The sequence below is a fragment of the Pseudomonas sp. B611 genome (assembly GCF_055407965.1).
Genome location: NZ_JBUZST010000020.1, coordinates 33,882 through 48,669 on the forward strand (window position 1 = coordinate 33,882; position 14,788 = coordinate 48,669).

The following is a 14,788-nucleotide window of genomic DNA, read 5'->3' on the forward strand; positions in this document are numbered from 1 at the left end:
GGTCCCTGTGGGAGCTGGCTTGCCTGCGATAGCGGTGTATCAGTCAGCCCATGGGGTGCTGACCCACCGCTATCGCAGGCAAGCCAGCTCCCACATTTTTTAAGCCGGTTTCTTCAGGAGGGTTTGCAGGGTTTGGGTGACACCGTTGTCACGCAAGCTGGCAAAACACCGTTCAAACGCTGCCACAAACTCAGGCGAGTTGGGAATAGCCTTACCGAAAATCTCCTCCACCCCCAACAGCCGCTGGCTGATCAACCCATCATCACTCACCAGCCCCTGGCAGAACTCCGCACGCGGGTCCGGGATGGTGTAGCGCACGCCGTTCTCATCCACGCCCTTCAGATACAACGCCCACGCCGCCACCACCAGCGCCGCACGTTCCGTCTCGCGACCATCGGCGATCAAGCGGTTGATGGTCGGCACGGTGAACTTGGGAAACTTCGACGAACCATCGGAACACACGCGCTCCAACTGGTCGGCAATCGCCTGGTTGGAGAAGCGATCCACCAAGGTCTGCTTGTACTGCGTGAGGTCGATGCCGGGCACCGGCGCCAGGTTGGGCGTCACGTCCAGGTCCATGTAGGTGCGCATATAGGCGACGAACAGCGGGTCGTTCATGGTCTCGTGGACAAACCGATAGCCCTTGAGAAAACCCAGGTACGTGAGGGCCAGGTGGCTGCCATTGAGCAAGCCGATCTTCATCTCTTCGTAGGGCGTCACGTCATCGGTGAACTGCACGCCGACCGTTTCCCAGGCCGGGCGGCCGTTGACGAACTTGTCTTCCAGCACCCACTGCACAAAGGGTTCGCACACCACCGGCCAGGCATCGTCGATGCCGTGTTCGTCATGCAATTGCAGGCGGTGGGCGGTGCTGGTCATGGGCGTGATGCGATCAACCATGGCATTCGGGAAGCTCACATTCGCGGCGATCCAGTCATGCAGGTCGGCATTGTGCAGGGCGGCGAACGCCAGCAGTGCCTTGCGCGTGACAGCACCGTTGTGCGGCAGGTTATCGCAGGACATCACGGTAAACGCCGGCGTGCCCGCGGCGCGGCGTTGCGTCAGGGCGGCGCAGAGAAAGCCGAACACGGTTGTCGGCGCCTTCGGGTGCGCCAGGTCATGTTGGATCTGTGGCAGGTGGGCCATGAACTCGCCGTTGCTGTCGTCGATGCAGTAGCCGCCTTCGGTGATGGTCAGCGAGACGATGCGGATAGCCGGGCTGGCGAGCTTGTCGATCAGCGCCTGGGCGCTGTCTTCGGCCAGCAGCATGTCGCTGATGGAGGCGATCACGCGTACTTCGGTGTCGTCGGTGTCGCCCAGTTCATACAGGGTGAACAGATAATCCTGGCCGGCCAGGTCGTCGCGGGCCTTGCGGTCCTCGCTGCGCAGGCCGACGCCGCAGATGCTCCAGTCCAGGCCAACGCCGGTGTTCATCAGTGCGTCGGTGTAATACGCCTGATGGGCGCGATGGAAACCGCCGACGCCGATATGGGCGATGCCCTGCGAGGTGGGCGTGTAAGTCGGCAGCTGTACTTCTGGCGCCAAGCGGGTGAGGTTCTGTTTATTCAGTTTCATCACAACTCTCGCAAAATCAGGCGGCAGCGCGCAGTGGGCGGGCCACGGCGACGCCGTCGGTGTCGAACAGATGGCAGTGCGCCGGGTCGAGGTGCAGGTGCAGGGTTTCGCCGTATTGGCTGGCCATGTCGCCACGGATGCGCATGGTCAGCGGCTCGCCGTTGGCGGTGATGACGTGGCAGAAGGTGTCACTGCCCAGGCGCTCGCCGACGTCGGCGGTGACGGTCAGGGTGGTTTGGCCAGCGGTGGCGATTTCCAGGTGTTCCGGGCGGATGCCCAGGGTTACCGCGCTGCCTACACTCAACGTCGCGCCGCTCAACGGCAGGCTGACGGTGGTGCCAGCGTCCAGTTGCACGTCGCAGCCCTGGCTGTCGATGCGGGTGATCTTGCCCTTGAGAAAGCCCATTTTCGGCGTGCCGAGAAACCCCGCCACAAACAGATTGGCCGGCTGGTGGTACAGCTCCAGCGGCGAGCCGACCTGTTCGATGCGGCCGCTGTTGAGCACCACCACTTTGTCGGCCAGGGTCATGGCTTCAACCTGATCGTGGGTCACGTAGATCATCGTCGCTTGCAGCTCTTTATGCAGGCGTGCCAGTTCCAGGCGCATCTGCACGCGCAGCGCGGCGTCGAGGTTGGAGAGTGGTTCGTCGAACAGGAAGATCTTCGGGTTGCGCACAATCGCCCGGCCAATGGCCACGCGCTGGCGCTGGCCGCCCGACAGCTGCTTGGGCTTGCGCTCCAGCAACGGGCCCAGTTCGAGGATGCGCGCGGCTTCGCTGACTTTGCTTTCCACCAGCTTCTTGTCCACGCCCGCCAGGTCCAGGGCAAACGACATGTTCTTGCGCACGCTCATGTGCGGGTACAAGGCGTAGGTCTGGAACACCATCGCCAGGTCGCGCTTGGCCGGGGTCACTTCGGTGATGTCGCGGCCATCCAGTTCGATGGTGCCGTCGCTGACTTCTTCCAGGCCGGCGATCAGGCGCAGCAGGGTGGATTTGCCGCAGCCCGACGGGCCGACGAAGACCACGAATTCCTTGTCGTTCACCTCAAGGTCGATGCCCTTGATGATGGAGAAACCTTCGAAGCCTTTTTGCAGATTCTTGATTTTCAGGTTGGCCATGATGGGCCTCCGCTTGGAATTATTATTTAACAGCGCCGAAGGACAGACCGCGCACCAGCTGTTTCTGGCTGATCCAGCCAAAGATCAGGATCGGCGCGCAGGCGAGGGTCGACACGGCGGACAATTTGGCCCAGAACAAGCCTTCGGGGCTTGAGTAGGAGGCAATCAGCGCGGTCAGCGGCGCGGCATTCGACGAGGTCAGGTTCAACGACCAGAACGCCTCGTTCCAGCACAGGATCAACGACAACAGCACGGTGGAGGCCAGGCCTCCCTTGGCAATCGGCAGCAGCACGCGGACCATCTCTTGCCACAGGGTGGCGCCATCGAGGCGGGCGGCTTCGAGGATGTCCTTGGGGATGTCCTTGAAGTAGGTGTAAACCATCCACACCACAATCGGCAGGTTGATCAGGGTGTAGATAATGATCAGCGCGATATGCGTATCCAGCAGGCCAAAGCTCTTGGCCAGCAGGTAGATCGGCATCAGCACGCCCACCGGTGGCAGCATCTTGGTCGACAGCATCCACAGCAGCGTGCCCTTGGTGCGCTGGGTTTCGTAGAAGGCCATGGAGTAGGCCGCCGGCACCGAGATCAGCAGGCACAGGGCCGTGGCGCTGAAGGAAATCACCACCGAGTTCCAGGCGTAGGCGAAGTAATTGCTGCGCTCGTTGATGTGCAGGTAGTTCTCCAGCGTCGGCGTGAAGATGAACTGCGGCGGCGTGGCGAACGCGTCGATTTCGGTCTTGAAGCTGGTCAGCACCATCCAGAAGATCGGGAAGAAGATCAGGATCGCGATGGCCCAGGCCAACGTGCCGAGCAACAGACTTTGCAGGCGGCGAGATTGTTGAAGCGTCATGGCGCGGCCCTCAAGGCTTGTCAGTCAGGTTTTTGCCGATCATCCGCACCAGGATGATCGCCGCGATATTGGCGATGACCACGGCAATCAAGCCGCCGGCCGAGGCCATGCCCACGTCGAACTGAACCAGCGCCTGGTTGTAGATCAGGTAGGCGAGGTTGGTGGACGCGTAGCCCGGGCCACCGTTGGTGGTGGTGAAGATTTCGGCGAACACCGAGAGAAGGAAGATCGTTTCGATCATCACCACCACGGCAATCGGGCGGGCCAGGTGCGGCAGGGTCAGGTGCCAGAAAATCGCGATGGCGCCGGCACCGTCCAGGCGCGCGGCTTCCTTTTGTTCCTGGTCGAGGGACTGCATGGCGGTCATCAGCAGCAAGATGGCGAAGGGCAGCCATTGCCACGAGACAATGATGATGATCGACAGCAACGGGTAGTGCGCGAGCCAGTCCACCGGCTCGGCGCCAAAGAACTTCCACACGGCGGCGAGAATCCCCGACACCGGGTGGAAAATCAGGTTCTTCCAGATCAGCGCACCGACGGTGGGCATGATGAAGAACGGCGAGATCAACAACACCCGCACCAGGCCGCGACCGAAGAACTCACTGGCTTCGAGCAGGGCGCTGATCAGCACGCCCAGCACCACGCTGATCAGCAGCACGCTGCCCACCAGTAACAGGGTGTTGGTGGCGCCGGGCAAGAAGCCCGAATCGGTGATGAAGTAGGTGAAGTTTTCCAGCCCGACGAATTGGTTTTCACCGGGGTAGAGCAGGTTGTAGCGGATCAGCGAAAAGTACAGGGTCATGCCCAGCGGCACGATCATCCACAGCAGCAGCAGGGCAACCGAGGGGCTGACAAGGAACCAGCCGGGGTTGGCCAGGCGGTTTTTGGGTGATGTATTCATGGTATTCAAGGCCAGTGCAGAGCAAGAATCGGAGTGCAGTCCCTGTGGGAGCGGGCTTGCTCGCGAATGCGGTGGATCAGTCACAGATTCATCAACTGGAAGACCGCCTTCGCGAGCAAGCCCGCTCCCACATTTACAGTGGAAGGCTTACCTCATTTGGGATAGCCGGCCCGCTTCATTTCGCGCTCGGTAGTGGTCTGCGCGGCGGTCAGTGCAGCGTCCACCGTCTGCTGACCGGTCAACGCCCCCGAGAAGAACTTGCCGACCTGCGTCCCAATCGCCTGGAACTCAGGAATGGTCACCAACTGGATACCGATATACGGCACCGGCTTGAGCGTCGGTTTGGTCGGGTCCGCGACTTTCAGCGATTCCAGGGTCACCTTGGCAAACGGCGCGGCTTTCATGTACTCGTCGCTGTAGGTCGAGGTCCGGGTGCCCGGTGGGACGTTGGCTACGCCATCGGTCTTGGCCACCAATGCGCCGTATTCCTTGGACGTCGCCCAGCTGGCGAACACCTTGGCGGCATCCTTGGCTTTGGAGCTGGTGGGGATCGCCAGGCTCCAGGAGTACAGCCACGAGGTGCCCTTGTCGGTCTTCTCGTGTGGGGCGAAGGTAAAGCCGACGTGGTCCGCCACCTTGCTCTGGGTTTTGTCGGTGACAAACGAGCCGGCCACGCTGGCATCGACCCAGATCGCGCATTTGCCGCTGTTGAACAGCGCGAGGTTTTCGTTGAAGCCGTTACTGGAGGCCCCCGGCGGGCCGGATTTCTTCATGTTGTCGACGTAGAAGTTCAGCGCATCCTTCCACTCTGGCCCGTTGAATTCCGGCTGCCATTTCTCATCGAACCAGCGCGCCCCGTAGCCGTTGGCCAGGGTGGTGATCAGCGCCATGTTCTCGCCCCAACCGGCTTTGCCGCGCAGGCACAAGCCGTATTGTTCTTTGGTTTTGTCGGTGAGTTTGCTGGCGAATTCGCCGATCTGCGTCCAGGTCGGGTGCTCGGGCATGGTCAGCCCGGCGTCCTTGAACAGGTCGGTGCGGTAATAGGTGATCGAGCTTTCGGCATAGAACGGCAGGGCGTACAGCGAACCCTTGACCGACAAGCCGTCACGCACTGAAGGGAATACGTCGTCGAGGTCGTAGGAGGCTGGCAGATCTTTCATCGGCTCCAGCCAACCCTTGGCGCCCCACAGTGCAGCTTCGTACATGCCGATGGTCAGCACGTCGAACTGTCCACCTTGGGTGGCGATGTCGGTGGTCAGGCGTTGGCGCAGCACGTTTTCTTCAAGTACCACCCAGTTCAGCTTGATCTCCGGGTGCTCGGCCTCGAAGGTTTTCGAGAGCTTTTGCATGCGGATCATGTCGCTGTTGTTGACGGTGGCAATGGTCAGGGTCTGCGCGCCAAGGCTGACGGCGCTGAGGGTCATGCAGGTGCAGGCAAGCAGAGCTTTTGCTGTGAACTTCATTGCGCACTCCATTTCCGCGCCCAGGGGGCTACAGAAGGACAGTTATTGTTGTTGTGTCTTCCTACAGGGGGTCAGGAAGAGTGTGCGGTTGATTACAGCCTTGAAATGGGGTTGTGACAAATCCTTGGGAGCACTGGGACTGATACTTTTTTGCACTCGATTCAAAGAGCTTCGCTGTAGATACTTGCTCGTGCGGATGGAGCGATGGCGCAGCGCAGGTGCTGCGCCCTGGTCCGCGGGGCATGCCGAACGTGTCAACTCCCAATGGGTTGGGACAGCTTTTTAACGTCTGCTTTCGACCAGTTCTCCTTGGCGAGATTGTTCTCATTGAAGACTGACATTCCATACAACGGTTTTGAAGGAGTTCCAAAATGGGCCTGACTGCTACCAATTGGGCCCTTCTTCAGGAGCTTGCTCACCCCAGCCTTCATCGCGTTTTCAGATTCGAACTTGGCAAGGCCATAGCTTGGTTCATAAAAATACCAGATCTTTTTGCTTATATCGGTGGGGTCTATCCTCACGCCCGCGACCATTGCGTGATCATCCGAGCTGATGAGCCATGTGATCGTACTTGTCGCCTTGCTCATCTTCTTGATGATGTTGTCAACCGGGACGAGAGTCCCGGAACCGGCATGAAGTTGTGGTTGATACATCATCGAATTCTCGAGTTTCGAGATGCTCTCGAGAAACGCGGCATTCGCGGCGAGTTTCGGTCTTGCAGCGGCAATGACTAGATTATCGAGCAATGTATTTTCCGTGCCATCCATTATTGCCATAGCCATTGCGGTGGAAAGCCCAGCACACTCGCCAGGGGAGAAGATGTGTGTCAGGGCAAGATAAAGCGCCTGGGGCATAGGGCGAGCGGTACCTCCAGCCGATTTCATTTCTTTCATGAAACCCTCGGAAAGTCTTTGAACGGTGTCCAGATTTATTCTCTCTCTTTGCCGCATCAAACTGCCTATCTGCTCAGCAGTGAATTCTGAATCGGCAATTAGCTTCGCGATTGTTTTAGGTCCCATATTTGGGGTGTAACCCGCTATGTTATCGAGATTTAACGTGTCGTAGCCTTTTTGATACCCTGGCGTTTTACGTGCTTCGGTGACTTTATTTTCAAAATTTTCAATCAACTCTTTTTGGGTCTGTCTCTCTTGGGGCGATAAACCAAATAGAGGGTTTAGAGAGCTTTTGGTGGAACCTTCCGGCACAAATCCATTAAGCGCAGGGCCCTCAGCCTCTAGCGTCTTGCCGTTATAGGCGTGCCATTCATCATCTTGAAAAATAGCGCTGATCTTGGTTTTTTTCCCTGCGCTGGAGCTGGCGGCGGAACCGTCAGCCACATTCCCCGGTGTCGTAACTTCGACAGCTGAGCCTTGCAGGCGGCTGGTTGCATTGAATGACTCAGAGGTAGCGGTGGAGGTCATGTCCCTCATCGTAATGCTTTCGGCTTCCTTAGCCCCAAACTTCTCTATAAACCCCGCACCGACCTTGGCTGCCGCCCAGGACGCCGCAGATTTTGCCAGGCCCCACAACTTGCCGGCGCCCTCGGTGGCAACAACGATAGCGACATCAATGGCAAGGTCTGCGCCCGCCTTCAGGAATTGGCCGTGATAAATGTCTTCCAGGCTGCTGGCGCCGGGCAAGGAGTGCCACAGGGCTTTGAAGAAGTCACTGGGTTCTGTCGCCGTTTCAAGCGTATTGCTGGACCAGTTGCGGTGAAGGTTCACAAACTCGGATTTATTCAGGTAGGTCGAGTCGATCATGACCTTGGCAAGTTTGGATAGTCTGCCCGCCACGTAGTTGGGAGAGAACGCATCGTCTTCCTTGTGGGCTGGGAAGTTGACTTCCAACGGCCAGGGTTCATTGTTGTCATCCAGCAGGTGTTGGTCGGTGGTGCGCAATACAACGTTAGTTTTAACTCCCGTCCTGGGCTCTTTGCCACTTTTGAAAGCATCAGCGTCGATTTCGAGATTGACCTCTTTGCCCAGCGGGGTGGAGGGATCGATGTCAGCAACTCTTACAATCTGGCCCCACGTCGGGTAAACCGCAAAATCTCTTCTGACCCCGTTGTAGACAGACGTTATCACCATGCCGCTGCTACTACCGGGACCTTCAACATTTAAAAACGCTACGTCGCCATAAAGCAGGCTTTTTTGCTCCTCTACCGGTAGCTTTTTAAGCATGTCCTCAAACAACGTCGTGGTATGAAGCCTGCGCAGGTTGAAGTCAGCCTTTATGGCCTTGTCGAATTCACCGTTGATAACCGGAAAGTCAGGCTCTTTGGCTTTTTTACGCAGGCTGTCGAAATCCACCTGATTGCCTTCCTGTAGCCAGCTTTCATCCAGCCTGCCGGCTTCATAGATTTCTACGAGGCTGTAGTGGCGGCCGCTGATAACACCACCGAGCTCGTTCTCCACCATGAATCGTTTTTCATAATCAATATCGGGGCCAAACTTTTCTCTTAGCACCTTAAGCGCCATGTCCCTTCTGTTGGGCGCTGGCGACGTGCTCAACCAGTTGATCGCTTGGGCGGTGTTACTGGCTTGCGCCTGGAGTTTTTCCTGGCTGTCTTTCAACTGTTCCAAGGTGTAGTTGTTCTTGTCGACCTTGTTGTTGAGGGCGGCCCAATCCAACAAAGGGTTCATCTGCGCGTAGCTTTGTATTTGCGATTCCAATTTTGAAATAGGCTGGATTTTGTAATTTTCCATTATCTGTTGATAGGTCATGTTCGCGGTCGCTCCGGGGGCCGTCCATTCGATCCGGTTGACCGCTGCCGTAAAGTTGAACCACTCCGGGGAGCCGAGCGTCATTTTTTGCGGTGCATCTTTCACCAGCAGGTGTGGTGCAGCGCCCCGCATCAGCAGGTGCGAAACCGTCGATGCAAGGTCGGACGGAATGTTCTTCTTGGTCGTCAAATATTGGTTAAACCGGTCACGGATAAAGCGCGCGCCGCGCCCGGCGTTATCAGCGCCCATCAAATCCACACCAGCAACGGTCTTATGCTGCGTTCCGGCCGTTGGATCCAGCTCCAGCACCAACGCCGTCAATAGCCATTGCTTCAGGCTGGATGGGGTTGCGGCCCCCTTCATCTGGCTTTGCAGATGAGTGGCGAGTTCAAGCGCATCGTCGCTGGTGAACAGTTGCTCCAGTGCTTGTTCAGGGTCGCTACTGAGGTTGGTAACCTTGCTGCTCAGGTAATTGAGGAGGGTGCCACTGGTGCCGATGTTGTTTTTCACCTCCTCGACCAATGTCCCGCGCTGTGCGGTCGTCAGCGGCAGTTGCGTTGACAGGAAGCCCCAGTAGTTGCCAAGGGGAGGGGAATGGGGAACCGGTGACTGCAAGGCTGCCAGCAAATTATCGTTGTCGGCATTTGATCTGATTGGATACCAGTCATTGTGTGCGAGGAATGCTGCAAGCTGCGTTACGCCTTTCGGTTGATGGCTTGAGTGCGGGTCAACCGCAAAGCGACGGAAGTCGCTGTTTTTATGCCCGGCTTTCAACAAGCCGATCAACTGATAACGGTCGTTGCTATCACCCAATGCGGTTTTTTGCTGGCCCAGCCAGCCCACGATTTTTTGTGGGTCATCAGGTAGGCCAGGGAGCTTTTGGGTACTGCCCAACGACTCAGTCTGTTGTGCAAATAACGGGCTGCTTGGGGCGTTGCTGAGGCCATAGAGGTTGGCCACCCATTGGTACGGCATGCCGCTGCCTTCGGCGTGAGCAAGGGCAATCGGTTGCCCGGGCTTGGCGAATGCCTGCGCGGCGGTCAATACAGGTGCGAGCACATCAAAATGCTTGGGGTACTTTTGCGCAAAATCACTGACGGAGAAGCGCTGGTCGACGCCGTTGACGCTGCCGATCAGCGCTTGGTCCGTCGGGTCATAGCGCAAAGAGTTCAGGGCAATATTCTGTTCCTTCATCCACTCGGTGAAACCACCCCCGTTGAGGGCTTTGACCAGGTAGGCCCGCCACTGGCCGGCGAGGCTGTTGGCCGGTATCGGCTGGATGGTTTTCGACGTGACCTGGTCGGGGTTGGCTTTCAGCTCAAGCATCGCACGATGTACGGTGGATGCCAGTTCGCCTTCGGCGCTGGCTAAAAGGTCTTCGGAGGACAGGAGGTTGGCCTTGACGGTGGTGGCCAGGGTTTCAAGTGGCGATAATGATGGCGGCGTGTTTTCCAATTGTTTCGTCACGGCTTGCTGGCGCTGCCGTACTGCGATGGATTCGGGATCGCTGGGGTCTTCACCGATCAACGCTTTGAAACCATTATTCTGGTTCATCTCGTCGATACGCTGCAGGGTGGACGCGAGCTGGCGTTGCTGCCAGTCGGGGCGTCGAGTGTCCTGCTCTTGGTGAGGCGGCGGTTCATTGTAAAAAGCCATGACTTTATACAGGCTGGCGGAGTTGCTGGAGGGGTAGGTGACATCCTCATCAGAGCCCGCGGCCATCTGTTGCAACGCATCTTTTATCTCGGTCCAGACATCGTTCCAACCAGACACATCGTTCAGGTTGAACGTGGTTTCGACGCCTTTTACGGTGCCCGTCAACTCGCCGCTGATGGGGTTGATGCGTATGCTGGTGGGGTCGACGTTGTTCTCTTGGAAAAAGGTGGCGGCTGTTTTGCCCTGCAGCTTTTTCAACAGGTTTTCACGCACCAGACTGTAAGTTGAATACTTGGGAATGTCCTCCAGAGTGACCGATGTTTCGTTTTCGGCCGTTTCTGGCAGCAGCTTCATCATCCCGCGGCTGACCAACTGTGCCAGTGCCTGATCGTCTTGCTGAACCTTTTGTTCTGCCGTCGAAGGTGCAAACTCTTCAAGAATCGTGGTTAGCGCTGGTGGCGATAGATCCACAATGCGTTGGCGGGCGTCTCTTTGTTTTTGTTTGATGGGCGCGTCGAGCGGGTCTGAGCTGCTGAGCGTCTTGAAACTGCCGTCGTGCAGAAGTTTCCCTGCGGTTTTGAGCCTATCGTTGGCATCGAGGCCGCTCAATGAATACCCGTAGAATTCGGCGACATTGTGAGCCGATGCGTGATCGCGACCATAGTACGCAAGTGTGGGGTAGCCCTGACCCACCAGTTTTTTTACGGCGGCTAAAACGGCAGATGAGGCAGCTGCCCACTCGGGATTGTTATGCGCGAAATAATTGGTGAAGCCTCCATCTGTACCTGTCTCCGACAGGCTGCCGTCTGGATCGAAGACCAGCTGTGAAATATTAATCGACTTGGCTTCGGCAAACGACTTGAAAGGCTCCGATTCCAGTGCGTCACCAAGCTCAGACAACGCCTGGCCATAGCTAGAGTACGGCGGTACGGGGAGCTTGTACGCATCTTCGATAGAGCCGCTGGTTTCGGCATTGCGTTCGCGGCGAATCAAGGCATTGCCAAGATTTATCGCCAGCTGCCTGTCATCCCTCTCAACCAAGGCGTCGGCGAACTGGCTAACTGACAGCTTGAGAGGGTCAGGTTCGGTGGCCGGATTCTGCAAGTCTCGACGCGAACGCGACAAGACAGGATCAAACTTAGGTGGGCTGGGCGGCGGGCTAGCGATTGTTTCCTGACTCGGCCGTGCGTGGGTTATGTGCGGCTTGATTTCAGTCGGCGGCTGGCGTGTGACACTGTTGCCGGAAAACTGCGAGACATTGATCATGGAGACCCTTTACCTGTAAGTCAGAAAAGCATCGTCTTTCTAACGAAAGCCGAGGCGATGCTTACACTGAGTCACAGGGCGGGATGATTGGGTTCCATTGGCGATGGGGGAGGCGTTGTTGTTGAGTTATCGGTCTTTTGGTTGGCGGTGTTGCGCTGCTGCCCGAGTCAAACCAGGTTCTGTTCCGTGAGCCGCTGTACGGCCAGACGTCGGTAATGAGAGGGCGTCATACCCTTGAGCTGCTGGAAGCGCCGGTTGAAGTTGGAGATGTTGTTGAAACCCGACTCAAAGCACACGTCCGTCACCGCCTTGTCGCCGTCCGCGAGCAACTCGCAGGACTTGCTGATACGCAACCGATTGACGAACTCGATAAACGTGCGCCCGGTAGCCTGTTTAAACACCCGCGAGAAATACGTCGGCTTCATCCCCAGGTATTCCGCCACTTCTTCCAGCGACAATTCCCGCGCGTAGTGGGCAAAAATGTAGTCCACCGCGCGGTTGGTGCGGTCGATGCTGTGTTCATCGGCCAGCTGTGGCGTGGTGGCGCCCGACAGTAGTTGGTAGTCCTCACACGCACTGAGCACTTCCAGCAGAATAAAAAAGTGCCCCAGGCGCGCCATGCCCTGGGCATCCTCGATGCGTTGCATGAGGGCCATGGCCTGGGCGATGGTGTTTTTGCAGCGGAACTCGATGCCGTACTGCGCACGCTCCAACAGCGGTGCCAGGCTTTTCAGTTCGGCGAAGATATGGCTACCGCCTTCAAACAGCTCATCGGTGAAGTTCACCAGCATGTCGCGTTTGGGCACCACTTCGTCTTCTTCGACCTGGCTGATCCAGTTGTGGGGCAGGTTGGGGCCGGTGAGGAACAGACTTTCCGGGTAGAAGTTGCCGATGTAGTCGCCGATAAACACTTTGCCGGAGCTGGCGACGATCAGGTGCAGCTCGTACTCCTTGTGGAAATGCCAGCGCACCAACGGGCAGGGGAAGCCGTGTTGGCGATAGATGATGGACAGACCGTTGTGATCGTCCATCAGCTCGTAGGAAGGGTCGGTGATGCGCGCTGCTCGGGTCATGCTGCCGTCGCTTTATTGTTGGTTGCGACCCGAATAATGCCCCTATGTGTGTAAGGCTGCCAGCGCCGATGTTTATACGACGCGGTTTTTTGCTTCGATCCACTGCGACATGTATTGCGTACTTTTATGGGCATGGTGACGCAGCATGCTGCCGGTAAAGTTGTCCCGGCGATGGGCGGCCAGGTTGTTCCGGCATTGCTCAAGGCATGCCACCAGCGCCGGGGCGTGGCGGGTGACGTCGTAACGCCGCGCGAGTAACTGGCGGCCCTGTTCCTGGGCCGCGGTCCAGCGCTCGTGGTCCTGATACAGCGCCACGGCGGCCGTGGCCAGTGCCGCTGCGCTCTGCTCGATGGCGCCCGGCCACGGTTGCTCATCGCCCATGGCTTCGGCCCCGATCGGCGTGGTGACATTTGGCGTGCCGCAAAGCATGCCATCCGCCAGCTTGCCCTTGATCCCGGCACCAAAACGCAATGGCGCCAGGCAGATACGCGCGGCGCCCATGACCTGCAACGCATCCTCGGCCCAATTCATTACATGAAAGCCTTGCGCCGGGTTGTGCAGCGCCGTCGCCTTGGGCGGCGTGTAGGAACCGTAGATGTGCAACTGGGCGCCCGGCAGTTGCTGGCGAATCAGCGGCCACAGGCTGTTCTTCATCCACAGCACCGCATCCCAGTTGGGGGCGTGACGGAAGTTGCCGATGCTGAGGAAGTGCGCGCGGTCTTCAAACGGTGTAAAGGGCGCAGTGGGCACCTCCAGCATCAGCGGGCACCAGTGGAGCAGGGCGGCGGGCACCTTGAACTGCTCGGTGAGCAGGCGGGCTTCGACGTCGGAGATCATCAGGCTGATGTCGCAGCGGTAAATGGCCGCGATTTCGCGCTTGGCGATGTCGGTGTCGGCCATCAGCTCGAACTCTTCCTTCAGGGCCGGGGCAAAGAGGGCGTTGAAGTCATCGCTGTCGGGGTGGGCCTTGAGGTGCTGCTTCAGGCGTTGCTGGCGCGCGTCGCGCAGGCTTTGCAGGTCGCAGGTTTCCAGGACGCGCAGGGCGTCGGGGCAGTGTTTTTCGACGCGCCAGCCGAACTGTTCTTCCATCATGAAACGGTCGAACAGCACGATATCCGGGGCCAGTTCGCGGATAAAGTCATCGAAGCTGCTGTTATTGAGTTCGATGGCGCATTCGGCGATGCCCAGTACCGAGAGATCAGCCTTGTGCTCGCCCAATGCAGCGGGGCTGCTGAAGGTAATGTCCCAACCTTGCGTAAGAAAGGTTTCGAGTATTTGCATCATATGCCCGCCCGCGGCCGAGGAACGGGGTTCCGGCCAGACATAACCAATGACCAGGACTTTGGTGGCAGGCTGATTCATCAACAACGGTTTCCTTGAAGGAGGGGCGAAAAGCGCGCAATTAAACCACAACCACGTCGCATGACAATTTGTGTCTGGCGGTAGGTAGTCATCGCGCTTTGTGGTTAACTTCCGCCTCTCGAATTCGTTTAACCCAACACAGCAAAAGGATTCCGTTCATGGCTCAAGTCACCCTCCGTGGTAACCCTGTCCAAGTTGAAGGCGAACTGCCACAAGTCGGCACCCAAGCCGCTGACTTCACCCTGACTGCCGGCGATCTGTCGGACGCCACCCTGGCCACTTTCGCCGGCAAGCGCAAAATTCTGAACATCTTCCCAAGCGTCGATACCCCGACCTGCGCCACCTCGGTGCGCAAGTTCAACGCCCAGGCCAACGATGTGGCCAACACCGTTGTACTGTGCATCTCCTCGGACCTGCCATTTGCCCAAGCGCGTTTCTGCGGCTCCGAAGGCCTGGAAAACGTGAAGAACCTGTCGGATTTCCGCAGCGCAGCGTTCTCCGAGGACTACGGCGTGAACATCGTTGATGGCCCGCTGCGCAGCCTGACTGCCCGCGCTGTCGTGGTACTGGACGAAAACGATAAAGTCCTGCACAGCGAACTGGTCGCCGAAATCGGCCAAGAGCCAAACTACGAAGCAGCCCTGGCTGTTTTGAAGTAACTGTATCTGCGTATGACTGTCGTCTGGCAGTAACACGCGTGCTACATGATTGCGGCCTGGCCTAGTCCAGGCCGTTTTCATTTAAGGGTCAAACGCTTAGCTGAATTAGCCAATGGACTAAGGTCAGAAGTTAAAAG

Annotated in this window: 9 protein-coding genes; 1 reads left to right on the forward strand and 8 read right to left on the reverse strand. The window is 57.9% G+C overall.

The window, feature by feature from the left end:
- Positions 1 to 99: 99 nt before the first annotated feature.
- The 8 genes from ACZRMO_RS26265 to ACZRMO_RS26300 form a co-directional block, all read right to left on the reverse strand.
- Positions 100 to 1,575, reverse strand: a complete 1,476-nt coding sequence (locus tag ACZRMO_RS26265) for a mannitol dehydrogenase family protein (RefSeq protein WP_463974770.1) — start codon at positions 1,573 to 1,575, stop codon at positions 100 to 102.
- 16 nt (positions 1,576 to 1,591) lie between these two features.
- A complete protein-coding gene (locus ACZRMO_RS26270) occupies positions 1,592 to 2,695 on the reverse strand; it encodes an ABC transporter ATP-binding protein (protein WP_463974771.1) in 1,104 nt (367 codons plus the stop codon).
- Positions 2,696 to 2,717: 22 nt separating this feature from the next.
- The gene (locus tag ACZRMO_RS26275) at positions 2,718 to 3,548 is read right to left on the reverse strand and encodes a carbohydrate ABC transporter permease (RefSeq protein ID WP_463974772.1); all 831 of its coding nucleotides are present in this window, start codon (positions 3,546 to 3,548) and stop codon (positions 2,718 to 2,720) included.
- 10 nt (positions 3,549 to 3,558) lie between these two features.
- A complete protein-coding gene (locus tag ACZRMO_RS26280; protein ID WP_463974773.1) occupies positions 3,559 to 4,449 on the reverse strand; it encodes a carbohydrate ABC transporter permease in 891 nt (296 codons plus the stop codon).
- A gap of 152 nt (positions 4,450 to 4,601) precedes the next feature.
- Positions 4,602 to 5,912 (reverse strand): ABC transporter substrate-binding protein, encoded by a 1,311-nt coding sequence (locus ACZRMO_RS26285; protein WP_124529558.1) that lies wholly within the window; start codon positions 5,910 to 5,912, stop codon positions 4,602 to 4,604.
- Between the two features lie 254 nt (positions 5,913 to 6,166).
- The gene (locus tag ACZRMO_RS26290; protein WP_463974774.1) at positions 6,167 to 11,557 is read right to left on the reverse strand and encodes a hypothetical protein; all 5,391 of its coding nucleotides are present in this window, start codon (positions 11,555 to 11,557) and stop codon (positions 6,167 to 6,169) included.
- A gap of 167 nt (positions 11,558 to 11,724) precedes the next feature.
- Positions 11,725 to 12,630: a helix-turn-helix domain-containing protein gene (locus tag ACZRMO_RS26295; RefSeq protein ID WP_463974775.1), complete on the reverse strand. Its 906-nt coding sequence runs from the start codon at positions 12,628 to 12,630 to the stop codon at positions 11,725 to 11,727.
- Positions 12,631 to 12,702: 72 nt separating this feature from the next.
- On the reverse strand, positions 12,703 to 13,992 hold the full coding sequence (locus ACZRMO_RS26300; RefSeq protein WP_463974776.1) for a glycosyltransferase: 1,290 nt from the start codon (positions 13,990 to 13,992) through the stop codon (positions 12,703 to 12,705).
- Between the two features lie 158 nt (positions 13,993 to 14,150).
- Between ACZRMO_RS26300 and tpx the strand changes: the two genes are divergently transcribed.
- Complete coding sequence (tpx, locus tag ACZRMO_RS26305) at positions 14,151 to 14,651, forward strand: thiol peroxidase (RefSeq protein WP_124529564.1); 501 nt, start codon at positions 14,151 to 14,153, stop codon at positions 14,649 to 14,651.
- The last annotated feature ends 137 nt before the right edge of the window (positions 14,652 to 14,788 follow it).